General features: G+C 75.7%; 24 protein-coding genes and 1 tRNA gene. 6 read left to right on the top strand and 19 right to left on the bottom strand.

Annotation, left to right across the window (positions count from 1 at the left end; genetic code table 11):
- Positions 1-41 precede the first annotated feature (41 nt).
- Positions 42-746, top strand: a complete 705-nt coding sequence (locus FMM08_RS05430) for a hypothetical protein (RefSeq protein ID WP_147925364.1) — start codon at positions 42-44, stop codon at positions 744-746.
- Between the two features lie 58 nt (positions 747-804).
- Here the strand turns inward: FMM08_RS05430 and FMM08_RS05425 are convergent, their stop codons facing one another.
- Positions 805-1,971, bottom strand: coding sequence for a PrsW family intramembrane metalloprotease (locus FMM08_RS05425; RefSeq protein ID WP_187279565.1), 1,167 nt, complete (start codon positions 1,969-1,971; stop codon positions 805-807).
- 180 nt (positions 1,972-2,151) lie between these two features.
- Between FMM08_RS05425 and orn the strand changes: the two genes are divergently transcribed.
- Complete coding sequence (gene orn / locus FMM08_RS05420) at positions 2,152-2,715, top strand: oligoribonuclease (protein WP_147925640.1); 564 nt, start codon at positions 2,152-2,154, stop codon at positions 2,713-2,715.
- A 3-nt stretch (positions 2,716-2,718) separates the two neighbouring features.
- Here the strand turns inward: orn and FMM08_RS23565 are convergent, their stop codons facing one another.
- The 14 genes from FMM08_RS23565 to FMM08_RS05355 form a co-directional block, all read right to left on the bottom strand.
- Positions 2,719-2,850, bottom strand: a complete 132-nt coding sequence (locus FMM08_RS23565) for a hypothetical protein (protein WP_255472082.1) — start codon at positions 2,848-2,850, stop codon at positions 2,719-2,721.
- A 225-nt stretch (positions 2,851-3,075) separates the two neighbouring features.
- A tRNA-His gene (locus tag FMM08_RS05415) sits at positions 3,076-3,151 on the bottom strand.
- 33 nt (positions 3,152-3,184) lie between these two features.
- Complete coding sequence (locus tag FMM08_RS05410; RefSeq protein WP_147925362.1) at positions 3,185-3,856, bottom strand: FMN-dependent NADH-azoreductase; 672 nt, start codon at positions 3,854-3,856, stop codon at positions 3,185-3,187.
- Between the two features lie 26 nt (positions 3,857-3,882).
- Positions 3,883-4,806: an aminotransferase class IV gene (locus tag FMM08_RS05405; RefSeq protein WP_147925361.1), complete on the bottom strand. Its 924-nt coding sequence runs from the start codon at positions 4,804-4,806 to the stop codon at positions 3,883-3,885.
- A 126-nt stretch (positions 4,807-4,932) separates the two neighbouring features.
- On the bottom strand, positions 4,933-5,691 hold the full coding sequence (locus FMM08_RS05400; RefSeq protein ID WP_255472081.1) for a response regulator: 759 nt from the start codon (positions 5,689-5,691) through the stop codon (positions 4,933-4,935).
- Positions 5,688-6,890 carry a sensor histidine kinase gene (locus FMM08_RS05395; RefSeq protein WP_147925360.1) on the bottom strand — a complete coding sequence of 401 codons (1,203 nt, stop codon included), beginning with the start codon at positions 6,888-6,890 and terminating at the stop codon, positions 5,688-5,690. Before FMM08_RS05395 ends, FMM08_RS05400 begins: the two co-directional genes overlap by 4 nt.
- An 83-nt stretch (positions 6,891-6,973) precedes the next feature.
- Positions 6,974-7,864, bottom strand: a complete 891-nt coding sequence (locus tag FMM08_RS05390) for an ABC-2 transporter permease family protein (protein WP_147925359.1) — start codon at positions 7,862-7,864, stop codon at positions 6,974-6,976.
- Entirely contained in the window at positions 7,861-8,817 is a 957-nt protein-coding gene (locus tag FMM08_RS05385; RefSeq protein WP_147925358.1) for an ATP-binding cassette domain-containing protein, read from the bottom strand. The genes FMM08_RS05390 and FMM08_RS05385 overlap by 4 nt, the downstream gene beginning before the upstream one ends.
- Positions 8,818-8,959: 142 nt before the next feature.
- Complete coding sequence (locus tag FMM08_RS05380) at positions 8,960-10,069, bottom strand: ABC-2 transporter permease (protein WP_147925357.1); 1,110 nt, start codon at positions 10,067-10,069, stop codon at positions 8,960-8,962.
- On the bottom strand, positions 10,066-10,662 hold the full coding sequence (locus tag FMM08_RS05375; RefSeq protein WP_187279564.1) for a TetR/AcrR family transcriptional regulator: 597 nt from the start codon (positions 10,660-10,662) through the stop codon (positions 10,066-10,068). The genes FMM08_RS05380 and FMM08_RS05375 overlap by 4 nt, the downstream gene beginning before the upstream one ends.
- 126 nt (positions 10,663-10,788) lie before the next feature.
- Positions 10,789-11,325, bottom strand: a complete 537-nt coding sequence (locus FMM08_RS05370; protein ID WP_147925355.1) for a phosphatase PAP2 family protein — start codon at positions 11,323-11,325, stop codon at positions 10,789-10,791.
- Positions 11,326-11,387: 62 nt separating this feature from the next.
- Positions 11,388-11,741 (bottom strand): hypothetical protein, encoded by a 354-nt coding sequence (locus FMM08_RS05365; RefSeq protein ID WP_147925354.1) that lies wholly within the window; start codon positions 11,739-11,741, stop codon positions 11,388-11,390.
- A 67-nt stretch (positions 11,742-11,808) separates the two neighbouring features.
- The gene (locus FMM08_RS05360; RefSeq protein ID WP_147925353.1) at positions 11,809-12,660 is read right to left on the bottom strand and encodes an HpcH/HpaI aldolase/citrate lyase family protein; all 852 of its coding nucleotides are present in this window, start codon (positions 12,658-12,660) and stop codon (positions 11,809-11,811) included.
- 205 nt (positions 12,661-12,865) lie between these two features.
- Positions 12,866-13,288 carry a hypothetical protein gene (locus FMM08_RS05355; protein WP_147925352.1) on the bottom strand — a complete coding sequence of 141 codons (423 nt, stop codon included), beginning with the start codon at positions 13,286-13,288 and terminating at the stop codon, positions 12,866-12,868.
- A 209-nt stretch (positions 13,289-13,497) separates the two neighbouring features.
- Between FMM08_RS05355 and FMM08_RS05350 the strand changes: the two genes are divergently transcribed.
- Positions 13,498-13,728: a hypothetical protein gene (locus FMM08_RS05350; protein WP_147925351.1), complete on the top strand. Its 231-nt coding sequence runs from the start codon at positions 13,498-13,500 to the stop codon at positions 13,726-13,728.
- 127 nt (positions 13,729-13,855) lie between these two features.
- Positions 13,856-15,031, top strand: coding sequence for an RtcB family protein (locus FMM08_RS05345; protein WP_147925350.1), 1,176 nt, complete (start codon positions 13,856-13,858; stop codon positions 15,029-15,031).
- Positions 15,032-15,065: 34 nt separating this feature from the next.
- Here FMM08_RS05345 and FMM08_RS05340 read toward each other — a convergent pair whose 3' ends face one another.
- The 3 genes from FMM08_RS05340 to FMM08_RS05330 are packed head-to-tail and all read right to left on the bottom strand — an operon-like array spanning position 15,066 to position 17,825.
- Positions 15,066-15,839: an FAD:protein FMN transferase gene (locus tag FMM08_RS05340; RefSeq protein ID WP_222710448.1), complete on the bottom strand. Its 774-nt coding sequence runs from the start codon at positions 15,837-15,839 to the stop codon at positions 15,066-15,068.
- Complete coding sequence (locus tag FMM08_RS05335) at positions 15,836-16,336, bottom strand: FMN-binding protein (RefSeq protein WP_147925349.1); 501 nt, start codon at positions 16,334-16,336, stop codon at positions 15,836-15,838. The genes FMM08_RS05340 and FMM08_RS05335 overlap by 4 nt, the downstream gene beginning before the upstream one ends.
- Positions 16,337-16,364: 28 nt before the next feature.
- A complete protein-coding gene (locus FMM08_RS05330; RefSeq protein WP_147925348.1) occupies positions 16,365-17,825 on the bottom strand; it encodes a ferredoxin reductase family protein in 1,461 nt (486 codons plus the stop codon).
- A gap of 159 nt (positions 17,826-17,984) precedes the next feature.
- Between FMM08_RS05330 and FMM08_RS05325 the strand changes: the two genes are divergently transcribed.
- Both FMM08_RS05325 and FMM08_RS05320 read left to right on the top strand, forming a co-directional pair.
- Positions 17,985-19,439 (top strand): 3' terminal RNA ribose 2'-O-methyltransferase Hen1, encoded by a 1,455-nt coding sequence (locus FMM08_RS05325; protein ID WP_147925347.1) that lies wholly within the window; start codon positions 17,985-17,987, stop codon positions 19,437-19,439.
- Entirely contained in the window at positions 19,436-22,075 is a 2,640-nt protein-coding gene (locus FMM08_RS05320) for a polynucleotide kinase-phosphatase (protein ID WP_147925346.1), read from the top strand. Before FMM08_RS05325 ends, FMM08_RS05320 begins: the two co-directional genes overlap by 4 nt.
- A gap of 87 nt (positions 22,076-22,162) precedes the next feature.
- On the opposite strand, the gene FMM08_RS05315 is transcribed toward FMM08_RS05320, so the two are convergent.
- Positions 22,163-22,525: a hypothetical protein gene (locus tag FMM08_RS05315; protein WP_147925345.1), complete on the bottom strand. Its 363-nt coding sequence runs from the start codon at positions 22,523-22,525 to the stop codon at positions 22,163-22,165.
- Positions 22,526-23,092: the final 567 nt, after the last annotated feature.

The raw sequence follows: 23,092 nt of genomic DNA, 5'->3' as shown, positions 1-23,092 counted from the left end.
GAACGCGGGGCTGCGGCGCCGGTGCCGCCTAGCCTCGGGGGGTGCCCCTCATGACGCCCACCGCTCCCCCCGCGGCCCTCGGCCGGGGAGCCGCGGCGTCGCTGCACCGCACCGCCTCCCCCCGCGTTCCCGCGCCCCGCTCCGCCGAGGCGTCCACCTTCCCCCGCTCCGCCCCCAGCGGTCAGCCGCGGCGCCGCAGCCCGGAGGCCGTGGCCCGCGAGGTGCAGGCCCAGCTGGCCGACGCCTCCCGCTACGGCCAGCTGCCCGGGCAGGCCGGCGAGGCCGTCCCGGAGCGGCTGCGGGCGAGCCTGGCGGAGCTGGTGGAGTCCGCCTTCCCGCACCTGCGCGTCGGCACCACCGACTGGGGCACCGTGGTGGCGCTCGCAGCGGTGCTCGCGGGAGACGTGCTCGGCCGCTACGCCGTGCCGCTCGCCGCGCTGCCCACGACGACGACGCCGGGCGCGCGCGAGTGCGTGGCGGCGCTGTCGCGCAGCATCGACGCGCTGCTCGAGGACGCCGGGGTCGGCGTCGTCCTGGACCTGGATGCCGGGACCGCGGCGTTCCGCGTGCGCACGCCCCCGGGGGCGACCCCCTCGGCCGGCAAGGCGGCGCTGCTGGCGACGTGCGCGGTGCTGCTGCACCTGCGCCTCACGCAGCCGCTGGTCCTCGCGACGCTCGTCACCGAGGGCGGGTCGTGGCTGCCGGTGTGGCGCGCGGCCCGCGACCTGTGGTCCGTCGGCGCCTGAGCACCACCCCCTGACCGCCCCCTGACCGGCCGCTCCGGGCCGTCAGGACCTCCGGCGCTCAGGCACCGGTGGGGACGAACGCGCGCCGCAGCCGCCACATCGACTGCAGGCCCGCCAGCTCCGCGTCGGCGGCCCCGGCGGGCGCTGTGCCCCGCTCCATGCGGTCCCTCAGGAACGCCACCTCGCTGGCCAGCTCCTGGAAGTCGCGCATGGCTCCCTTGGCCTGCGGCCCGAGGGCGCGCCCGGCCCAGTCGCGAGCGCGCGACCGCTCCGACAGGGACGCGAGCATCGCCGCCTCCGCCGGGGTGATCCACCCGGCCTGCGCGTAGCCGGCCAGGTGGCGGCGCAGGACGCGGCCCTCGCGGGTGCGGGCCACCACGGCCACGGCCACCGCGGCGGCGAAGATCGGCACCTGCAGCGCCACGTAGGTGCCGATGAAGCCCTGCAGGCCCTGCGAGGCGGTGAGGTTCCACAGCGCGTGCAGCGCCACCGCCACGCACCACCCCAGGATCGGAGCGAAGACCCGCACCGCGGGGTTGCGCCGGGAGGCCGCCACACCGATGCCCACGCCGATGGCCGCGGTGAACAGCGGGTGCGCGAAGGGGCTGAACAGGCAGCGCACCACGAACGTCACGGCGGTCACCCCGCCGCCGTCCTCGGAGAAGCTGCGCCCCAGGTAGAGCACGTTCTCCACGAAGGCGAAGCCGACGCCGGCGAGGGCCGCGTAGACGATGCCGTCCACCACGCCGTCGAACTCGCGGCGGCGGAACAGGAACAGCAGCAGCACCGCCAGGCCCTTGGTGGTCTCCTCCACGACCGGCGCCACGAGCACGGCGGCGGAGTCGGGGTTCCCCCCGGCAGCGCGGATGAGCTCCATCGAGGAGGTGTTCAGCACCAGCGAGACGAAGGTCGCCACGAAGGCGCCCCAGGCGAAGGCGAACACCAGCTGGCGGGGCGGCTCGTGCTCGTACCGGTCCAGCCAGAGGATCGCCGCGACCACCGGCACCACGGGCAGCAGCGCCAGCAGCGTCCCCACCCCGAAGCCGGTGATGCCGGTGTCGGTGGCCACGAGCAGCACGGTGAGCAGGCCGCAGCCGGCGATGACGACGACGAGCGCGATCCGCAGGAGCACCCGGCCGAGGCCTGTGCGGCGCGCCCGCCGCTGGGGCAGGTGCAGGTGCGGCTCACCCTCACCGCGGAGGACGACGGCGGGGGCTGGCTCCACGACCGCCACGCTAGCCGCGACCCGGTCTCGCGGCCCCGCGACGGGCCGTGCCGGGGCCGGCTCGGCGTCGGCTCCGGGTCCCCCTCCGCGGGAGGACGCGGCGGACCGTCGGGAGCACTCACTACAGTGACGCCGGTGGTGAGCCCCTCCGCCGAGCGCATCGTCTGGATCGACTGCGAGATGACCGGCCTCGACCTCGGCGTCGACGCCCTGGTCGAGGTGGCCGTCCTCGTCACCGACTCCGACCTGGAGATCATCGACGAGGGGATCGACGTCGTCATCAAGCCCTCGGACGAGTCCCTGGCGCAGATGCGCGAGGTGGTGCGCACCATGCACACCACCTCCGGGCTGCTGGAGGAGCTGCCGAACGGCGTCACGCTGGAGGAGGCCAACCGCCTCGTGCTGGAGTACGTGCGCGGCCACGTCCCCGAGGCCCGCAAGGCGCCGCTGGCCGGCAACTCGGTCGGCACCGACCGCGGCTTCCTCGCGCGCGACATGCCCGAGCTCGACGACCACCTGCACTACCGGATCATCGACGTGAGCTCCATCAAGGAGCTGGCGCGGCGCTGGTACCCCCGCGCGTACTTCGCGGCTCCCGCCAAGAACGGCGGCCACCGGGCGCTCGCGGACATCCGCGAGTCCATCACCGAGCTGAGGTACTACCGCCAGGCCGTCTTCGTGCCCGACCCCGGGCCCGACTCGGCGACGGCCAAGGCCGCCGCCGAGCGCGTCACCCGCGGCTGAGGCTCAGCGCCGATCGGCCCAGGAGCCCTCGGCCTGCCAGCGCTCCTGGTCGAGGATCTCCTCGGAGTCGGGCCCGCCGGGCAGCGACAGGTCCATGAGGAGCGACAGGGGGACGCCCTGCCTGAGGAGGTGCATCACGCTCGCCTCCGGTGACAGTTCCACCACGAGGTCCGGGCGCGGCCGCTGCTGCACTGTGTGCTCCCTCCAGGAGTCCGCCTCCGTGCGGTGCTTCGTCGAAGGGATCATCGGCAGGAGCGGGTCAGAACTTTCGGGCACCACCCGCTCGGCGCAGGCACCGCACTGCGCACCCGGGGGCCGAACGCAGAACAGGCCCGGGCGGGACCGCCCGGGCCTGTTCGGTGGGGTGAGCGACGGGACTTGAACCCGCGACATCCGCGACCACAACGCGGCGCTCTACCAGCTGAGCTACGCCCACCATCTCGCCGCGCGAACGCGACTGAGCAGGATCCTACAGGTTCGCGGCGGCGAGCTCGTGCGCGAGGGCCGCGGCCTGCTCGTGGGCGGCCGCGCGGTCGGCCCTGGCGCGGTCCGCCCCGGCGCTGAGCGCCTCGACGTGCTCGGACAGCGTGGCGCTGGTGGTGATGACGCGGACGTCCATGCCGAAGGCGTCCCCGAGCACGATCTGCAGCGGCGGCACGGCGTGGTCCCAGTCAGCGGTGGGCGTCCCGGGGTCGTAGGTGCCGCCGCGGCTGGTGACGACGACGGCGGTGCGCCCGGCCAGCGGCTGCGCCTCGTGGCCGGGGAACGGCGTGGTGGTGCCCGGCACGTGGACGTTGTCGAGCCACACCTTCAGGGTGGACGGCAGCGAGTAGTTGTAGAGGGGCGCACCCACCAGCAGCACGTCCGCGGCGAGCAGCTCCTCGAGCAGCCGGGCCTGCAGCGCCTCGGCGCCGGGGTCGGGGGTCGACCCCTCCGGGCGCAGCGCCGGCGCCCAGTGCAGGTCCGGGTCGAGCAGGTGCGGGAGCGGGTCGGCGACGAGGTCGCGGTGCGTGACCGTGGCGCCGGCGCCCGCGGCCGCCTGCCACTCCCGGGCGAAGGTCGCGGTGATCTCGCGCGAGCGCGAGGCGCCCGGGCCGGAGGCGGGGCCGATGGAGGAGTCGAGGTGCAGCAGGTGCGGCATCGCCCCATCCAACCCGGTCGGCTGCGTCAGAAGCCGGCGAGGGCCTGCAGCTCGGCGGTGAGCCCGGCGGCGGACGGGTGCTGGCTGACCGGCTCGCCGTCGAGCTGCACCACGCGCACCGGCCCGCGCACCGCGCTGGTGAGCAGCACCAGCTGGGCCGCGCGCAGGTCTGCGAGGGTGCCGCTGGCCTCCTCGGCGCGCCACCCGGCGCGGCGGGCGCTGTCGAAGAGCAGGTGCTGGGTGGTGCTCCCCAGGATGCCGTTGGCCCCCTGGGCCACGGTGCGCAGCAGGCCGGGCTCGGGCACCCACAGGACGGACGCGGTCGGCGCCTCGAGCAGCGCGCCGTCGGCGGCGGTGAACAGCGCGTCGTCAGCGCCGCGGCGGGCCGCCTCGCGCTGGGCAGCGGTGTGGATGGCGTAGGACAGCGTCTTGACACCGCCGAGCAGCCAGGGCGCGTCGGCGAAGGACTCGGGCCCGTAGCCGCGCGTCATCGACGCCACGGCGATCCCCTCGCGGCGCGCGCGCAGCGAACCGGCGTCCATCGCGCTGACCGTCACCACCGCGGTCGGTCGCGGGACCTGACCCGCGGGCACCGGACGCCCGCGGGTCACGGAGAGCTTCACCGCCGCCTCGTCGTCGTCCGGGAAGCCCGTCGCCCACTCCCGCGCGGCGACGTCGAGCAGGCGCGCCCAGCCGGCGGCGTCGTCGGGGAGCTCCAGGGAGCGGGCAGAGCGCTGCAGCCGCGCGAGGTGCGCCGAGAGGTTGGGGACCGTCACGGCGCCCTCGCTCGCGGCGTCGCCCGAGCCGCCGCGCACGAGGCGCAGGCCCTCGAAGCAGCCGTCGCCGCGGGTGAGGCCGAGGTCGTCAGCGGCGACCACGGGCTCGTCGACCCCGACGACGGCGGGCGCGCGGCCCTCAGCGGAGACGGCGACGACGAGCAGCGCGGGCACGGGCGACGACGCTACGCGGCGCCCGCTCCCCCCCTCTCCCCACCCTGGCCGTGGTCATGGACTCCACCAGCAGGACCCACCGTGATCATGGACGTCGCCACCACCGGACGTCGGCGACCCCCATGATCACCGCCGGTCGTGGCGGTAGCTCCCATGATCACGGAGGGGGGCGGGGCCGTCGGGGGTGCTGACTCCCGCGCGGTAGGCCCACACCACCACCTGCACCCGGTCGCGCAGACCGAGCTTGGCGAGCAAGCGGCCCACGTGGCCCTTCACGGTCGGCTCGGACAGCACCAGCTGCGCCGCGATCTCGGCGTTCGACAGGCCCTTGGCGACCTCCACCAGCACGTCGCGCTCGCGCGGGGTCAGCTGCTCCAGCTGCGCCCGCTCGGGGCGGACCACCGCGACCTCCGCCCCACCGGCAGCAGGCCCGGGCAGGCGCTCCTCCGCCAGCTGCAGCAGGTGGCGCGTCAGCCTCGGCGTCAGCACGGCGTCCCCGGCGGCCACCGCGCGCAGGGCGCGCACCAGCTCGTCGGGCTGGACGTCCTTGAGGAGGAACCCGCTGGCCCCTGCCCGCAGCGCGGCGAACGCCAGCTCGTCGAGGTCGAAGGTGGTGAGCACCAGCACCCGCGCCGCCGAGCCGGACTCCACGATCCGCCGCGTCGCCTCGATGCCGTCGACACCCGGCATGCGCACGTCCATGAGCACCACGTCGGGCTGCAGCGCGGACACCATGCGCACGGCGGTCGCGCCGTCCCCGGCCTCCCCCACGACCTCCACGCCGTCCTCGGCCCCGGTGGCCTCCAGCAGCATGCGGAACCCCAGCCGCACCAGCGCCTGGTCGTCCACCAGCAGCACGCGCAGCACAGGCTGCTCCTCGCTCACGGGGCACCACCCTGCACCGGCGGCGCCGGCTGCCGGGGCTGCAGGGGCTGGACGGGCAGCACCGCCCTCACGCGCCACCCGCCCGCGGGGCGCGGGCCGGCCGAGAACTCCCCGCCGAAGGCCTCGGCGCGCTCGCGCATGCCGGGCAGACCGCGTCCGCGTCCCGGGCGTCGGCCAGGAGCGCCGCCACCGTCGGTGGGCGGCACGCCGACGCCCACGCCGTCGTCCTCGACCACCACCTCCACGCGCCCGTCGACGCAGCGGACGGACACCTCAGCGCGCGCCCCCAGACCGGCGTGGTCGAGCACGTTGGTGAGCGCCCCGGTGACGATGCGGTGCACCGCCAGCCGCGTGGCGCGGCTCCACCCGTCCTGCGAGCCGGTGCGGGTGAGCCGGACGGGCACGCCCGCGGCGCGGACCGCGGCGACGACGGCGTCCAGGCCGTCGTCGTCGTCCTCACCGGCGGGGAGGGGAGCCCGCTCCGGTGCAGCGCCGGACTCCTGGGCCGGCTGCTCCAGCACGCCGAGCAGGCGGCGCATCTCGCCGAGGGCCTGGCGGGAGGTGGCGGTCATGGCGTCGAGGGCGCCGGCGTCGGGCGGGGCGGTGGGGTCGCGGCGGGCGCGGGCGGTCATGCCGTCGCCGAGCCTGACCACCACGGTGAGGGCGTGCGCGACGACGTCGTGCAGCTCGTGGGCGATGCGGGCGCGCTCGGCGGCCACGGCGATCTGAGCGCGCTGGTCGCGCTCGGCCCGCAGCTGCTCGGCGCGCTCGCGCAGCAGGCGCACCTGCTCTCGCCGGGCCCGCACCGTGGTGCCGAGCAGCACCGCCGCCACGAGCATCGGGCCCACCACCACCGGCGAGGCCCACACGGAGGTGGGCGCCGCGCCGTCGCCCCGGGCCAGGCGGTCGGTGGCGGCCAGCACGAGGACGACGACGACGGCGGCCGCCACACCGACCCGCAGCTGCGCTCCGCGCCGGTGCAGGGCGAGCGAGACCACGCCGGCCAGCACCAGCACCGCGGGGAAGGCCGGCCGACCACCGAGCGCGCCCCAGGCCGGAGCGACGAGGAGGCAGGTGAGCAGCAGCGCGGCCAGCGGAGCCCGGCGGTGCCACCACAGCGGCAGGGCGGAGACGAGCACGACCGGGACGGCGTGGGGTCCGGCGCTGAGGTAGGCGTCGGGGACCAGCGGGAGCAGCACGAGCGCCGCCCACCCCGCGTCTCGGAGACGGGGGTGGGCGGCGAGCGTCGCGCGCAGGTCGATGCCGAGCTCCGGCAGCGGGGTCAGGCGTCGCGGCGCTGCAGGGCGAGGGCTCCCAGCGCCACCGGCACCACGGCCCAGCCCAGCAGGGTCAGCCAGGCGGCCACGTCGGACAGCACACCGGTCGCGGTGGTCGACTGCAGCGAGGCCGCGGCGACGTCGGGGAAGCGGTGCGCGATGGCCTGCACCCAGTCCCACGTCACCAGCTGCAGCAGCGGCGGCGCCACGAACACCACCGCCACGAGGAACGTGATGGCGCCGGCGGTCGCCCTCAGCAGCAGTCCGAGGCCGAGGCCGAACAGCGCCACGGCCACGAGGTAGGCGCTGTTGCCGAGCACGGCGAAGACCGTCTCGCTGGCCGTCCAGTCGATGGTGGCCTTGTCGCCGTAGACCACCTGGGCGATCCACAGGGCGCCGAGGGAGAGCACGAGCGTGAACGGCACGAGCACCGCCAGCAGCACCGAGGCCTTGGCCACCACGAGCGGCCAGCGGCGCGGCAGAGCCATCAGGCTGGAGGAGATCGACCCGGTGGCGTACTCCCCCGAGGCCACCAGCGCACCGAGCACGCCGAGGACGAGCGCGGAGAAGCCGGTGGCGCCCAGCGCCGCGGCCACGGGGTCGGCCAGACCCCGTGCGCCCGGCCCGCCGCGCGGCTGCGCGTTCTCGGGGTTGGACAGGACCGCGGCGATGAGCGCAGCGAAGCCGATGGCCAGGCCGAGGGCGATGAGCAGCGTCCACCACGTCGAGCGCAGCGAGCGGAGCTTGGTCCACTCGGCCAGCACGGCCCGCGGCAGCGTGGCGCCGGAGGGGGCGGCGTCGACGCGGTGGCTCGAGCGGTGCTCGCGCGGAGCGGGGACGCTGCGCTGCTCGCTCGTCGTCGTCCTGGTGCCGTCGGTCAAGGGGTTGGTGGTCATGCCGCCACCTCCTGCTCCTGCTGCGCGCGCTGGTCGGCAGCGTCGGTGTCGTCGTCGGTGGTGTACTCGCGGGAGTCGCGGGTGAGGGCCATGTAGACCTGCTCCAGCGACGCGCGCTCGGTGTGCAGCTCGTGCAGCACGATGCCGCGCTCGGCGGCGACCTCCCCGATGCGCTCGGCGGTGGTGCCGGTCACGGACAGCTCCCCCACCTCGACGTCGGTGACGCTGGCGCCGGTGCTGACCAGCAGCCGGCCCAGCTCGCCGGCCTGCGGCGACCGGACCACCACGGGCCGGTCGGTGGCGGTGGCGATGAGGTCCTCGACGGTGGTGTCGGCCAGCAGCCGCCCGCGGCCCACGATGACCAGCTTCTCGGCGGTCAGCGCCATCTCGCTCATGAGGTGGGAGCTGACGAAGACCGTGCGGCCCTCGGCCGCCAGGCCCCGCAGCAGGGTGCGGATCCACAGCACGCCGTCGGGGTCGAGGCCGTTGACGGGCTCGTCGAGGATGATCGTGGACGGGTCCCCCAGCAGGGCCGAGGCGATGCCGAGACGCTGCCCCATGCCCAGGGAGAAGCCGCCGGCGCGCTTGCGGGCCACGTCGTGCAGGCCGACGAGGTCGATGACCTCGGCCACGCGCTTGCGGCCGATGCCCTGGCTCTGGGCGAGGGCGAGGAGGTGGTCGTGGGCGCTGCGGCCCTTGTGCACCGCCTTGGCCTCGAGCAGCGTGCCGACCTCGGCGAGCGGGGTGCGGTGCTCGGTGTAGCGCTTGCCGTTGACCGTGACCGCGCCGCTGGTCGGCCGGTCGAGACCGACGACCATCCGCATGGTGGTCGACTTGCCGGCGCCGTTCGGGCCGAGGAAGCCGGTGACGTGGCCGGGGGTCACGGTGAAGCTGAGGTCGTTGACGGCGGTCTTGGCGCCGTAGCGCTTGACGAGGTTCCGGGCTTCGATCACAGCGTCGACGCTAGGCGCGTCACACCCGGGGCGCGCCCTCCTGCGGGCCCGATGTGGTGGCCGGGCGCGCCCGGGGACCCCCTCCCCAGGTAGGGGGTCCCCCCTCCTTCCCGTCCGTGATCATGGAGGGTGGGGCCGGGGGTCAGGCGGCGGAGGGCTCGGGCGCGCTGGCCGCGTCGGCGGTGCGGGCACGGGCGCGGCCGTCGGTGCGGAGCTGGTGCCAGCGCGCAGCCACCAGGGCGACCGCTGCACCGACCACGGCCCACGCGAGCACCACGAGCAACCGCTGGCCGACGTCCGCGCCGTCGAAGTAGGCGATCCGGCGGACCGCGTCCACGGCCGCCCCGTTGGGCAGCACGCCCGACAGCCACGCCCAGAACGGCGGCAGCAGCGCCGGCGGGTACGCACCCCCGGCGCTGGGGTTGCCCAGGACGACGAACAGCAGCACCGCCAGGCCGATGCCGATCGTGCCCGCGAGCACCTGCAGCGCCATGGTCACGGTCGCAGCAGCGACGACGACGAGCGCACCCGTCCCGGCGAGGCCCCAGAACGTGGCCGCGTCGTCGGGGAGCGCCCCGAGCACCGGGCCGACCACCACCGCTCCCCCGATCCCCGACACCACGGCGTACGGGAGCACCGCGCTCAGACGGATCACCGCGCGGCGCAGGGTCGCGGGCCGGGCACCGCGGGCCACGCCCAGCAGCGCGGCCAGCAGGTACCCGCCGACCACCCAGCCGGTGACGAGATAGAAGCCCGACAGGCCGCGGGCGTCGCCGCCGGCGGCGGGCACGACGTCCTCCACCGCCACCGTGCGGCCCTGCGTGGCCTCGGCGCGGGTGAGCACGGTCTGGACGGCGGTAGCGGTGGACGCTCCGCCCGCGGTGGTCACGAGCAGCTGGTCCTGCGTGGAGGTGGGGCTGATGACGAGGACGGCGCTGGTGGCGTCGTCGGTGAGGTCGGCGCGCGCGGCGGCGGCGTCGGTGGAGGCGGTGGCGTCCAGCGGGCTGCCGTCGATGCCGTTGAGCGCGGCGGCGGTCTGGTCCGCCACCTGCTGGGTGGGGCCGACCACCGTCACGGCGACGTCGTGCGGCTTCGGGTCGTGGAAGGCCCCCACGTAGCTCAGCACGAAGCCCAGCTGCAGCAGGAGGACGGCGACGACGAGGGCGACCGTGCGGGGTGCGATGGCGTCGCGCAGCTCGGCGCGCAGCGTGGGGCGCTCGGGCTCGAGGCGGTGGGCGTGCTGGTGGCTCATCGGGGGTCTCCGGAGGTGAGGACGGCGTCGACCAGGTGGTCGCAGAGCTCGTGGGTGAGGGGCTCGCCGCTGATGAGGCGGCGGTAGAAGAGCGGGCCGAGCAGGCGGGCGGCGACGACGGCGAGGTCGGCGTCCGCGGGGAGCAGCCCGGCGTCGCGCACGGCGCGCAGCAGCTCCTCGAGGGGCTCGCGGTGGCGGGCGACGATCTGCGCCCGGTGCTCCTCCAGGGAGGGGTCGCGGGCCACCAGCTCCAGCAGCGCCGGCAGCGCGCGCGTCCAGGCGGCGGTGGACAGCTGGTCGGCGGTGACGTGCAGACGGCGCCCCAGCGCGGCGCGCAGCTGCTGGGGGGCGGCCGCTGCGCCCTGCGGGACGAGCTCCTCCAGCGGCACGGCGACGGGCAGCACCGCGTCGACGGCGGCGCGCAGCACGTCCGTGCTCGTGGGGAAGTGGCGGTAGATGGTGGACCTGGCGACGCCGGTCCGCTGGACGACGGCGTCGACGGTGACCGCCCCGGGGCCGTCCTCGAGCAGCAGCTCGGCGGCTCCGGTCACGACGGCGGCGCGGGAGCGCACCACCCTCGGGTCTTCGGGCACGCGACCCTCCTCGGGACTTGGAGCATCTTTCAGTACGAGACAGTATCGTACTGAAAGATGCTCAGCGCAACGACCGCGCAGAGCGCGTCGCCCACGTGGACGCCCCGGAGGCTGCGAGGCAGCCGGTCAGCCGGCGAGCCGGGCCGCCACCGCTGCCGCGGCAGCCCCCAGCGCCAGCCCCACCAGCACCTGCGCCGGCGTGTGCGCTCCCAGCACCACGCGCGACGCGGCCAGCACCACCAGCAGCGGCAGGCCCACCAGCGCCCACGGCCCCAGCGCCGCCAGCAGCGCGCCGAGCGAGGCGGCGGCCGCCGCCGCGTGCAGCGACACCTTCCAGCGCGACGACACCACCACGACCACGGCGAGGAGCACGACCATCGCCGCGAACAACACGCGCAGGGCCGGCGGGGCTCCCAGCGACGCCACGAGCGCCGCGGCGGCGACCACGCCCACTCCCGCCGCGCCGAGCACGCGGGGCCTGTCGGCGCGGTCGGGCAGGTGGTGGTCGACCACGCGCCCCCGCCGCACGAGGTGCAGCACCAGCAGCAGGCCGGGCACCACGGCCACCACCGCGCCCGCCGCCGCGAGGCCGGCACCCCGCCACCCGTCGGCAGCGGAGCCGACGACGACGGGCACCACGGCGGCGAGGACGGTCGGGGCCATCACCTCAGAGGCCCACACCGCCCAGCGCGGCCGCGACGGGCCGGCCCCCTCGGGCACGCCGGTCAGGCGCCCTCGGCGAGCGCACCCGCGTCGAGCGGGTCGGGCAGCACGCTGGCGCGCGGCGCTTCGACCACGTCCCCCGCGATGTCGCGCAGGCGCACCGAGCGCACCCCCACCGACTCCGCGGTCCACGGCTGCTGCCGCCCGGCGCGCACCACGGTGGCGCCGGGCGCCGGCAGGTGCCCCTCCACGCCGGTGGCGTGCACGACGTGCAGCGCGGTGGACGCCGCCGCGTCGGCGGCGAGCGCGGCGGCGTCCTCGGCGTCGGCCGACGCCGGGACGGCCAGGGTCAGCAGCACCGTCACCAGGCGGAGCTCTCCCCGCGCAACAGGCAGGTCGCCGTCGTCGTCGTCCACGGTCCCCACGGTGGCACCCGCCACCGACAGCCCGTGGCGGCCGGGGCGGGTGGTCGCGGGGCGGGCGTCAGACGGACGGGACGATGCCCAGCGCGGTCGCGAGGGTCATGATCTTGCGGGCCCGGCCCAGGCGGGGCAGGTCCGAGCCGTCCCGGACCACGCGACCGCGGGCCTCGAAGTCGGCGAGGAAGTCCTGCGCCCACGCGATGTCGGACTGCGTCGGGCTGATGACCTCGTTGATGACCGGCACCTGCTCGGTCTGCAGGCAGAGCTTGCCGGTCAGGCCCAGCGCCACCGTGAGCGCCGACTGCTCGCGCAGCACGGCGTGGCTGGAACCGACGGTGGGTCCGTCGATGGGGCCGGGCAGTCCGCCGATGCGGCTGGCCACGACCAGGCGGGAGCGCGGGTACGCCATCGCGAGGTCGTCGGCGGCGGTGCCGGTGTCGCGGCGGTAGTCGCCGCTGCCGAAGGCCAGGCGGAAGGCGCCGCGGGCGCGAGCGATGCGCACGGCCTCCTCGATGCCGAGCGCCGACTCGACCAGGGCGATGACCGGGAGGTGGCCGCCGAGCCGGTCGAAGGTCTCGGTGACGTGCTCGGGGGCCTCCGTCTTGGCGAGCATGACGCCAGCCAGTCCCCCACCGGAGGCGGCAGCGACAGCGAGCTCGCGGACGTCGTCCGCCCAGAAGGGGGTCGTGTGGTCGTTGATGCGCACCCAGGCGCTGTGCCCGCTGGTCTCCAGCCACTCGATGACGCCCTTGCGGGCCTCGGCCTTGTTGGCCGGGTCGACGGCGTCCTCGACGTCGAGGATGACCTGGTCGGCGCGCGAGCGAGCGGCGGGCTCGAAGTCGTCGGGGCGACCGGCGTTGACGAGCAGCCACGAGCGGGCGATCTGGGCGTCCACGCCACGGGTGGTGGGCATGAGGGGTGCTCCTCGGAGGGTCGGCGGCGCGGACGGGCGCGGCGGTGCGGTCGGCGGATCGCCTCGAGTCCTACCACGGGCGGACCCCGTGGCTCGAACACCGGGCCCGGCCACCGAGATCCACCTCACGCCGCACCACCCCCGCCGCCGTGCGCGACGGGGGTGGTGGGCGCGGCGCGGGCGGCGCCGGGCGTCGAGCCGGGGCTCAGGCGGTGCGGCGCGCGCCGCTGAAGGCCCAGGCGGTGAGCCAGACGGTGACGACGGTGGTGATGACGGCCCCGGGCACGTGCACCGCGAGACCCGCGTGGTCACCGGTCCACGCCTGCGCGAACCCCACCAGGAAGGAGAGCGCCGCCAGGGCGGTCGGCCACACCGGCCCGCGCGTGGCGCGCTGCAGCAGCAGCGCGGCCACCACGACCAGGCCCTGGACGACGTGCAGAGCGATCGCCCCGGCGGCGTGGAGCCCCTCGGCGCCGGGTGCGCCGCTGAGCAGCTGGCCAGCGGTGACGAACTGCGCCAGCACCACGAGGACGGACAGGGCGGTGGCGGCCTGGAGCAGGCGCAGGGCGCCGCTCGGTGCGGCGGACCGGGGACTGGCGCGACGGGTGCTGGTGGTGCTCGAGCTCACGGGTGGCCCCTCTCGGCGTCGCCCGGCGGGCGATCTCGACGACACGTCAGGTAGTAGTGGAAACTTTGACAACCGTAGGGTGGCGGCGCCTTCCCCGTCGAGCCCGTCGACCTGTGGAGGTCCTGGGAGGCGCTGCCGGTACCAAGGTGCACCGGATCGGCCCACCGCGCCGGTCAAGGTCGCCCCGCCGGGTGCCGATGCTCGCTGGCATGACCGCCACCCTCGCCACCCACGTCGAGCACTGGGCCCGTCAGATGGCCGAGTCCGGCACCGTGCTGGAGGCCGGCCCCCGCCACGGCGCGGGCCTGGCCACCGCCTGCCGCGGGGAGGCCGCCCAGGCCCTGCCGCCCGCCCTCGTGGCCGTGGCCCGCCGCCTGTCCGAGGGCGACCTCGCCTCCCTCGAGGCGCAGCTGCTGCGCAGCCTGTCCCGCGTCGCCTGACCCCCTTTCACGCACTTTCCGCGGCGAGTGCGTGAAGGGGCACCCCCTTCTCACACTTGCCCCGGAAAGTGCGGAGCGGGTGAGCGGGGGAGATCAATCCGGTTGCACCCCTGCGCACGATGGAGGGGTGGAGAAGATCAACGACCGGCTGCTGTCCTGGGCCTCGATCCTCGAGGAGGAGACCAGGAAGCAGGCCCTCGCGACGTCCCGCATGCCCTTCGTGTTCCCGCACGTGGCCCTCATGCCCGACGCGCACCTCGGCAAGGGAGCCACCGTCGGCTCCGTCATCCCGACCGAGCGCTCGCTCATCCCGGCCGCCGTGGGAGTGGACATCGGCTGCGGGATGAGTGCCGTGCTCACGCCGCTGGTGGCTGACGACCTGCGCGCCCGTGGATCCCTCGCGCCGCTGCGCGAGGCGATCGCCGCCGCCGTCCCCCTGTCGGCGGGTCGCTACAACGACCAGCTGACGACGACGGCGGCCGCGCGCGTCACCGCCCTGGAGGCGCTCGCCGAGCAGGCCCGCTTCGACCCGGGCGCGACGACCGGCAACTGGCGCCTCCAGCTCGGCTCGCTCGGGTCCGGCAACCACTTCATCGAGGTCTCCCTCGACGAGGCCGAGCGGGTGTGGGTGTTCCTCCACTCCGGCTCGCGCGGCGTCGGCAACAAGATCGCCCAGCGGCACATCGCCGTCGCGGCCGACCTGTGCGCGAAGTGGTGGATCAGCCTGCCCCACCCGGACCTCGCCTACCTCGTGGAGGGCACCGACGAGTTCTGGGCCTACGTCCGCGAGCTGCGGTGGGCCCAGGAGTTCGCGCGGCTCAACCGGGCGGAGATGGTCGACCGGGTGATGACGTGCGTGGAGGAGTTCGTCGGTCGTGACCTGGAGCGCCTCGAGGAGGTCTCCTGCCACCACAACTACACCGAGCAGGAGCGCCACTTCGGCCGGCAGGTCTGGCTCTCCCGCAAGGGGGCGATCTCCGCGAAGGCGGGCGAGCTGGGGCTCATCCCGGGGTCGATGGGCGACAGGTCGTACGTCGTCGCGGGCTTGGGCAACCGGGTGGCGCTGAGCAGTGCGCCGCACGGTGCCGGCCGGGCGCTGTCGCGGGCGAAGGCGCGGCGGACCTTCACCCAGGAGGACCTCGTCGAGCGCATGGCCGGGGTCGAGTGGGACGCCTCCTCGCCGGCGTTCCTCGACGAGCACCCGGGTGCGTACAAGCCCATCGACGTCGTCATGGCCGACGCGGCGGACCTCGTGGAGGTCCGGCACGAGCTGCGTCAGGTCGTCAACGTCAAGGGCGACTGACCCCTCTCCGTGATCATGGGCGTGACGCCCATGATCACGGCGAGGAGGCCAGGGAGCCGCGGTAGCCGGAGAGGGTGTCCAGCCACGCCCTGGCCACCTCCGCTCCCCCGCCGGCCTTGACGACGGCTGCGGTGGCGAACACGTCCGCCCACAGCAGCGACGGTCCCACCACCGTCGCCTGCGCGGACGTGCTCGCCGGCCGCCCCGTCTCCGGGTCGACGACGTGCGCACCCCGGTGCACCGACCCCGACGTCGCCACCGCACCGTCGCGCAGGCGCAGGGCGCCGAGCAGGCGGGAGGGGTCGGCCGGGTCTTCGACGCCCACCGACCACGTGCGCCCGTCCACGGCGCGGAGCAGCACGTCACCGCCGGCGTCGACCAGCCAGTCGAGCCCGCGCTCGGAGCACACCGCCCGCAGCGGCCGCACCGCCCGCTCCACGGCCCACCCCTTGACCAGACCGGACGGGTCCCAGCCGCCGGGCAGGTCGGCGTCGAAGGCGCCGCCCGTGGCACCTCGGGCGACGGCGCACAGGTGCTGCACCTCGGCCAGCAGCGGCGACGGCTCCCCCGGCGAACCGTCGCCACCCAGCGCACCGGCACGGGTGCGCAGGAGGCTGACCTCGCTGTCGGGCCGGTACGTGCTGAAGCGCGCATCCAGGCGGCGCAGCTCGGCGAAGAGCTCCGCCACGGCGGCCTCCACGTCGCTGCGCGCGCCGTCGTCGTCCTCCAGGGCGGCGCCGCGGACGTGCACGCTGACGGGCAGGCCCATCACCTGCTGCACCCAGGCGCGGCGGGGCAGCTCGCTCACAGGTGCGCCTGGTCGATCGCGGACTGCAGCGACGTCAGGTACCCGTCGCTGGTGACCGTGGCGCCGCTGACCGCGTCGACCTGGGCGCTCTGAGCGGCGAGCACCTCCTGCTGCAGCCGCGGGAGCGCCCAGGAGTTGATCTCGACGTCGTGGTGGTTCTCCTGCGGGTACTCGACGGCCTCGACGTCGGTGATCCTCCCGTCCGTCACGGTGATCCGCACCTGGACCGGGCCCCAGCGGGTGTCCGCGCTCTGGCCGGTGTACGTGCCGCTGCTGCTCGAGGAGGAGGACGACGACGGCGGCTCCGAGGCGGCGCTCGCCGACGGCTCAGCGCCTGCACCCGTCGACGTGGACGGGGGCGCGCTCGACGTCGTCGTCCCTGGGGCCGGCTGGGCGGCCGCCTCGTCAGCGCCGGTGCCCGCCGTGCTGGTCCGGTAGGACAGCAGCAGCACCAGGGCGCTGAGCGTCGACACCAGCCACAGCGTGATCCGCCTCATCGTGCGTCCTCCTCCTCGCCTCGCACCGTCACCACGCGAACCCCTCCACGTGCACCCGCGAGCGCGGTACCCCGGCGCGCCGGGCGGCGCGCTCGACGGCCTGCGCCCAGGGACCGGGGCCGCAGACGTAGACGTCGGCGCCGGCCACCCAGGGGGCGAGGTGCAGCAGGGCTCCGGCGTCGTCGAGGTGGGCCCACTCCTGCGGGAGCCAGGAGCCGGCGGCGCGGGGTCCGACGAGCGCCGCGGCCCGCTTGCTGCCGCCGGAGGCCGCGGCGATCTCGTGCAGCTCCTGTCCGTGCAGGACGTCGGCCTCGCGGCTGGCGCGCTGCACGAGCAGGGCGGGCACGGCGGGTGGGACGGCCTCGAAGAGGGCGCGCAGCGGGGCGGTGCCGACCCCCGCGCCGACCAGCAGCACGGGACGCGTCGGGTCCTCGCGAGCCTGGAGGGTCAGCCGCCCGAACGGCCCCTCGAGCAGCACGCGCGTGCCGGGGCGCAGGTGGGCCGCGCGGGCGCTGCCGTCGCCCGCGTCGCGCACGGTGACGCGCATCCACTCGGGGTGGGGCGCGGCGGAGAGGGAGTAGGGGTTGCCGCGGGTCCAGCCCGGTCCGTCCCGGAAGCGGAGCACGGCGAACTGCCCGGCCTGCCAGCCGAGCCGGTCGAGGCGGTGCCCGCGCACGGCCACGGAGACGACGCCGGGGGCCTCCTGCACCACGCCCGCCACGCGCAGGCGGCGGTGCCAGGTGTGCCAGGCGGGCACGCCGAGGCGGAAGACGAGCAGCGCCGTGGCGGCCGCAGCCCACAGGGCCCACCAGTAGGCGGTGGCGACCGGGTTCCCGACGAAGTCGCTGCCGGTCCACAGCTGGTGCGGCAGCGCGAGGGCCACGCCGAGGTAGGCGTACAGGTGCAGCAGGTGCCAGGACTCGTAGCGCAGGCGGCGGCGGGCGGCGCGCACGGAGGTGACCACCACCATGACGAGGCAGGCGGTGCCGGCGGCAGCCAGGAGCATGCCGGGGTAGCTGACGAGGAGGTCCCACCCCTCGGCCGCCAGGGCCCGCAGGCGCGCACCGGCGCCAGCGTCACCGGCCCAGGAGTAGCCGAGGGTGATGACGCCGATGTGGGCGACCATCCCCCAGAACGAGGTGAAGCCGGTCCAGCGGTGCCACCTGACCAGCCGGTCCTGTCCCCACGTGCGCTCCACCCACGGGATGCGGGCCAGCAGCAGGCACTGCAGCAGGAGCAGGTCGGAAGCGAGCAGGCCCAGCAGGCGACCGGCGGAGGTGAGGGAGTCGGCGGTGCCGTACGAGCCGGTGGCGAGCAGCTGCTGCAGGCCGCCGTCGTGCAGCCACAGCGCGGTGACGACGACGAGGCTGCCGAGCGCTGCGGCGCCGGCGGCGTCACCGCCCCAGCTGCGGCCGGCGCGGACGGGGGCCGGTGACGGGACGGCGTCGCGCCGGGTGCGCCGCGTGGCGGGATCGGCGGTCGCGGTCACGCGCGGCTCCTCGTCAGGATCTCAACTACTACGACGGTGATAGTCGTCAGCGATGCTGGGAGCGGGCTGCACGCGCTGTGTGGCTTCACCCTCAAGGCCCAGCGACGCCGACGGGAAACCCGGTGCCGCCCAGGCCGGGCCGCCCGCCAGGATGGGCGGGTGCTCCTCACGATCACCGTGACGGCGTCGCCGGCGATGCCGGTGGCGCGAGACCTCGGCTTCCTGCTGCACAAGCACCCCGACCGGGCGCAGTCCAGCGAGGTGTTCGGCGGCACCGCGCACGTGCTGTGGCCGGAGGCGGACGAGGCCCGAGCCACCGCGGCGCTCCTGCTCGACGTCGACACCGCCGCCCTGCAGCGCAGCCGCGGCCGCCGGGAGACCCCCGAGGGGTTCGCGCTGGCCGACCACGTCAACGACCGGCCGTACGCGGCGTCGTCGCTGCTGTCGGTGGCGCTCGGCAAGGTGTTCAGGACGGCGCTCGCCGGGCGCTGCGACGCCCGCCCCGAGCTGCCCGGCGAGCCCTTCCCGCTGGAGGTGCACGTGCCGTCGCTGGTGAGCCGCGGCGGCGCCGCGCTCGTGCGGCGCCTCTTCGAGCCGCTGGGCTGGGACGTCGAGGCGCGCACCGAGCCGCTGGACCCGCAGGTGCCGGAGTGGGGCGAGTCCCGCGTCGTCGACGTCCACCTGCGCGGGACGCTGCGCCTGGCCGACGCGCTGGGCCAGCTGTACGTGCTGCTGCCCGTCCTCGACGACGCCAAGCACTACTGGGTGAGCTTCGACGAGGTGGACAAGCTCGTCCGCGCCGGCGGCGACTGGCTGCCGTCCCACCCCGACCGCGAGCTCGTCATGACGCGCTACCTGCGCCACCAGCGCTCCCTGGTGCGCGACGCCGTCGCCCGCCTCGACGACGTCGAGGGCCTCCCCTGCCCCGCCCTCGTCGACGACACCGCCGCCGCCTCCACGACGGCCGGCGCAGGACGGGCGGAGCCGCTGGCGGTGCTGCGCCGCGAGGCGGTGCTGGCGGTGCTGCGCGAGGCCGGTGCGGCCAGCGTCGTCGACCTCGGCTGCGGCGAGGGCGGGCTCGTGCGCGAGCTGCTGCGGGACCCGCGCTTCACGCGCGTGGTCGGCGCGGACGTCTCCGCCCGCGAGCTGGACAAGGCCGCCCGCCGCATCGGCACGGACCGGCTCCCCGACACCGTGGCCGCCCGGCTGGAGCTGCTGCAGACGTCCGCCACCTACCGCGACGAGCGCCTCGCCGGCGTCGACGCCGTGACGCTCGTGGAGGTGGTCGAGCACCTCGACCCGCCGCGGCTGCCCGCGCTGGAGCGCAGCGTCTTCGCGCACGCTCGCCCGCGCACCGTCGTCGTCACCACTCCCAACGCGGAGCACAACGTGCGCTACCCGGCCCTGGCCGCGGGCGCCTTCCGGCACCCGGACCACCGCTTCGAGTGGACGCGCTCCGAGTTCGCCGCGTGGGCGTCGGAGGTGGCCGGGCGCCACGGCTACGTCGTCGTCGTCAGCCCGGTGGGGCAGGACGACGGCGAGGTGGGCCCACCCACGCAGATGGCCGTGTTCACCCGGCGCGAGACCAGCGACGTCACGGAGGGAGCGGCATGAGCTCGACGCTCCTCGAGGTCCCGGACCTCAGCCTCGTGGTGCTCGTCGGGGCCAGCGGCTCCGGCAAGTCGACGTTCGCGGCGCAGCACTTCGGGCCGTTCGAGGTGGTCTCCTCCGACCACTGCCGCGGGCTCGTCGCCGACGACGTCAACGACCAGGCCGCCACCGCGGACGCCTTCGACGTCCTCCACCACATCGCCGGGGTCCGGCTGCGCCGCGGCAACCTGACGGTGGTGGACGCGACCAACGTCCAGCCCGACGCGCGCCGCCAGCTGGTGGCGCTGGCGCGCGAGCACGACGTGCTGCCGGTGGCGGTCGTGCTGGACCTGCCCGAGCGGGTCTGCCTGGACCGCAACGCCGCCCGCGCCGACCGCGACTTCGGCGGGCACGTGGTGAAGCGCCAGCGCGACGCGCTGCGCCGGTCGCTGAGGTCGCTGCGCCGGGAGGGCTTCCGCACGGTGCACGTGCTGAGCTCGGTGGAGGAGGTGGCGGCCGCGCGCGTCGTGCGGACGCCGCTGCGCTCCGACAGGCGCGACGAGCACGGGCCCTTCGACGTCGTCGGTGACGTCCACGGCTGCCTCTCGGAGCTGGAGACCCTGCTCGGCGGGCTGGGCTACGAGGTGGTCCGCGACGAGCGCGGCCGTCCCGTCGACGCCACCCACCCCGAGGGGCGCCGCGCGGTGTTCCTCGGCGACCTCGTCGACCGCGGGCCGGACTCCCCCGGCGTGCTGCGCCTCGTCATGGGCATGGTCGAGGCGGGGCACGCGCTCGCCGTGCCCGGCAACCACGAGGCCAAGCTCGTCCGCGCCCTCGACGGGCGCGACGTCACCGTCAGCCACGGCCTGGAGACCACGCTCGCCCAGATCGCCGCCATCGAGGACGACGACGAGCGCCGCGCCTTCCGCGAGCGCGTCCGCGGCTTCGCCGACGGTCTGGTGAGCCACCTGGTGCTGGACGAGGGGAAGCTCGTCGTGGCCCACGCGGGGCTGAAGGAGGCGTACCACAACCGGGCCTCGGGTCGGGTGCGCAGCTTCGCGCTGTACGGCGACACCACGGGCGAGTCCGACGAGTTCGGGCTGCCGGTGCGGCTCGACTGGGCGCGCGACTACCGCGGCCGGGCGACGGTGCTCTACGGACACGTCCCGACGCCGGAGCTGGAGTGGGTCAACAACACGCTGTGCCTGGACACGGGCGTGGTGTTCGGCGGGAAGCTGTCGGCGCTGCGGTGGCCGGAGCGCGAGACCGTGCAGGTGCCGGCGGAGGCCGTGCACTACGAGCCGGTGAAGCCGCTGGTGCCGCAGGCGTCGGAGCAGGCCGTGCGGGACGACGACGACCTGGCGCTGACCGATGTCGTCTCGGTGGACGGCGCGGGCCGCGGCGTGGAGACGCGCCTGGCGGGGCGGGTGGCCGTCGCGGCGGAGCAGGCGGCGGGGGCGCTGGAGGTGATGAGCCGGTTCGCGGTGGACCCGCACCTGCTCTGGTACCTCCCGGCGACCATGGCGCCGGCCGGCGGCTGGGCGGAGGCGCCCGACCTGCTGGAGCACCCGCAGGCGGCGTTCGAGGCGTACCGGAAGGTGGGCGTCACGGACCTGCTGTGCGAGGAGAAGCACATGGGCTCGCGTGCGGTGGTGCTCGTGGCGCGCTCGCAGGAGGGGTTCGCCGCGTGGACGGGCACGACGGCCGGCGGGGTGGTGCACACGCGCACCGGGCGGTCGTTCTTCGGCGACGAGCTGACGGTGGCGCTGCTCGACGGCGTGCGGGCGGCGGCCGAGCGGGCGGGGCTGTGGGACGAGCTGTGCGGCACTGTCACCGGGGCCTCGGGTGAGGGCGGCGCCGCTGACCAGTGGCTGCTGCTCGACGCCGAGCTGCTGCCGTGGTCGGCCAAGGCCGAGGAGCTGCTGCGCGGCCAGTACGCCGCGGTCGGCGCGGCAGCGCGGGCGGCGCTGCCGGCCGCCGTCGTCGTCCTGGAGCAGTCAGCAGCCCGGGGGCTCGACGTGGGGGCGCTGCTGGAGCGGACCCGCCGGCGCGAGGTCGACGCGGCGGCCTTCACCGAGGCGTACCGCCGGTACGTGTGGCCGACGGGCGTCGGCGAGGGGCGGCTCGACGGGGTGCAGCTGGCGCCGTTCCAGGTGCTCGCCGCTGGCACAGCCGGGGGCGCATCCACCTTCGGCGACCGCGACCACGGCTGGCACCTCTCGGTCGCCGACCGGCTGGTCGAGGCAGCCCCGGCGCTGTTCCGCACCACGCGGCGCTTCCGGGTGGACGCCGCGGACGCGGCCTCCTGCGAGGCCGGCACCGCGTGGTGGACCGAGCTGACGGGCGCGGGCGGCGAGGGGATGGTCGTGAAGCCGTTCGCGGGCGCGGCGCTGCGCGGGCAGAAGGGGCTGGTGCAGCCGGGCGTGAAGGTGCGCGGCGCGGAGTACCTGCGCCTCATCTACGGACCGGGCTACGCCGCTGACCTGGAGCGGCTCAAGCAGCGCCAGCTCGGGCGCAAGCGGAGCCTGGCGCTGCGCGAGCACGCGCTCGGGCACGAGTCGCTGGCGCGCCTCGCGGACGGCGAGCCGCTGTGGCGTGTGCACGAGGCGGTGTTCGCGGTGCTCGCCCTGGAGTCCGAGCCCGTGGACCCCCGCCTCTGACCCCGTCACCTCCCCGCCCCCCTCCTGGCACGATCACGCGCCCGCGCGCCACATCGGGGGCTTCCCTCGGCGAAGGGTCGCTGGCAGTCACTGGCCGAAGGAGTACCGCAGCTCGGCGTTGATGATCTGGTTGAGGCGCTTGCACAGCTGGCCGACCAGCGCGAGGTCGGGTGGGGGCTCCTCGACGAGGAGCGTCCACCGCAGGTCGGTGCCGCCCTTCGGCCCGCCAGGGAGGACGTCGAAGCGCACCGTCGCGTCAGGTCGGCGCAGCCACAGCGACGACCACACGACGAGGCGCAGCTCGTCCTGCTCGAGCACCTCGGGCTCGAGCTCGTCGTGCAGCAGCGCCAGCCACGGGCGGGCGGGGTCGCGGTGAGGGTCGACGAGCGCCTCGAACACCGCCCAGGGCGGCGCAGGCTGGTTCTTGGTGCGCCTCCCGACCTCGATCACACCCCCATCGAGACACACCCCGCGGCGGCGATCAAGACCGATCCGCCGGAGCGGGGAGCGCTACGCCAGAGCGGCACGAGGACCGTGTCGTTCGAGGCACCTCCACCGGGCAGTTTCGCGAGCGGGTCCTACGGGCGGTGCTGGTCAGCGTGTTCCACAGAGGCATCTGCGGGACGCCTGCGTTGCCGGTGGCCAGTCCTCCACCGGTCAAGGGCACCGCGATGGCCGCTGAACGGCCGGCCTGAGCCGCTGCCTGTGCTGTGCCATCGGGGACAAGGGGTTGGCTGCCCTTTCCGCGCCGAGGAGCGCTCCCGCGCCAGGCCTGCCTCCCTGCGAAGCTGGGCGTACCCCCTGAAGGGGGACTCAACAACTCCACGTCGTCAGTCGATGGATGTGTTGAGCGGTGGAGCAAGGTGCCGCTCACATGCGTCGAAGGACAGAGCCGATGCCCTCCGCACCACACCCCGCCCCCGTGCCCACCCCCGCGACCACCCGGCCTGCGGACTGCGCGCGCCACCGAGGCAGACGCCGCCGGCTGGGGGCCCTGGCCCTGCTCACCGCGGGGGC

It is taken from the genome of Quadrisphaera setariae, assembly GCF_008041935.1.
Lineage (GTDB): Bacteria > Actinomycetota > Actinomycetes > Actinomycetales > Quadrisphaeraceae > Quadrisphaera > Quadrisphaera setariae.
Note: the sequence above shows the minus strand (reverse complement) of the source record. Positions and strands in the feature narration are given on the sequence as shown.

Excerpts from the sequence above, each read along its gene's own strand:
- FMM08_RS05410 (WP_147925362.1), bottom strand. The coding sequence starts at position 3,856 with ATGCCGCACCTGCTGCACCTCGACTCCTCCATCGGCCCCGCCTCCGGC.
- orn (WP_147925640.1), top strand. The coding sequence starts at position 2,152 with ATGACCGGCCTCGACCTCGGCGTCGACGCCCTGGTCGAGGTGGCCGTC.
- FMM08_RS23565 (WP_255472082.1), bottom strand. The coding sequence starts at position 2,850 with ATGCACCTCCTCAGGCAGGGCGTCCCCCTGTCGCTCCTCATGGACCTG.
- FMM08_RS05380 (WP_147925357.1), bottom strand. The coding sequence starts at position 10,069 with ATGAGCCACCAGCACGCCCACCGCCTCGAGCCCGAGCGCCCCACGCTG.
- FMM08_RS05335 (WP_147925349.1), bottom strand. The coding sequence starts at position 16,336 with ATGAGGCGGATCACGCTGTGGCTGGTGTCGACGCTCAGCGCCCTGGTG.
- FMM08_RS05350 (WP_147925351.1), top strand. The coding sequence starts at position 13,498 with ATGACCGCCACCCTCGCCACCCACGTCGAGCACTGGGCCCGTCAGATG.
- FMM08_RS05370 (WP_147925355.1), bottom strand. The coding sequence starts at position 11,325 with ATGGCCCCGACCGTCCTCGCCGCCGTGGTGCCCGTCGTCGTCGGCTCC.
- FMM08_RS05390 (WP_147925359.1), bottom strand. The coding sequence starts at position 7,864 with ATGACCACCAACCCCTTGACCGACGGCACCAGGACGACGACGAGCGAG.
- FMM08_RS05320 (WP_147925346.1), top strand. The coding sequence starts at position 19,436 with ATGAGCTCGACGCTCCTCGAGGTCCCGGACCTCAGCCTCGTGGTGCTC.
- FMM08_RS05360 (WP_147925353.1), bottom strand. The coding sequence starts at position 12,660 with ATGCCCACCACCCGTGGCGTGGACGCCCAGATCGCCCGCTCGTGGCTG.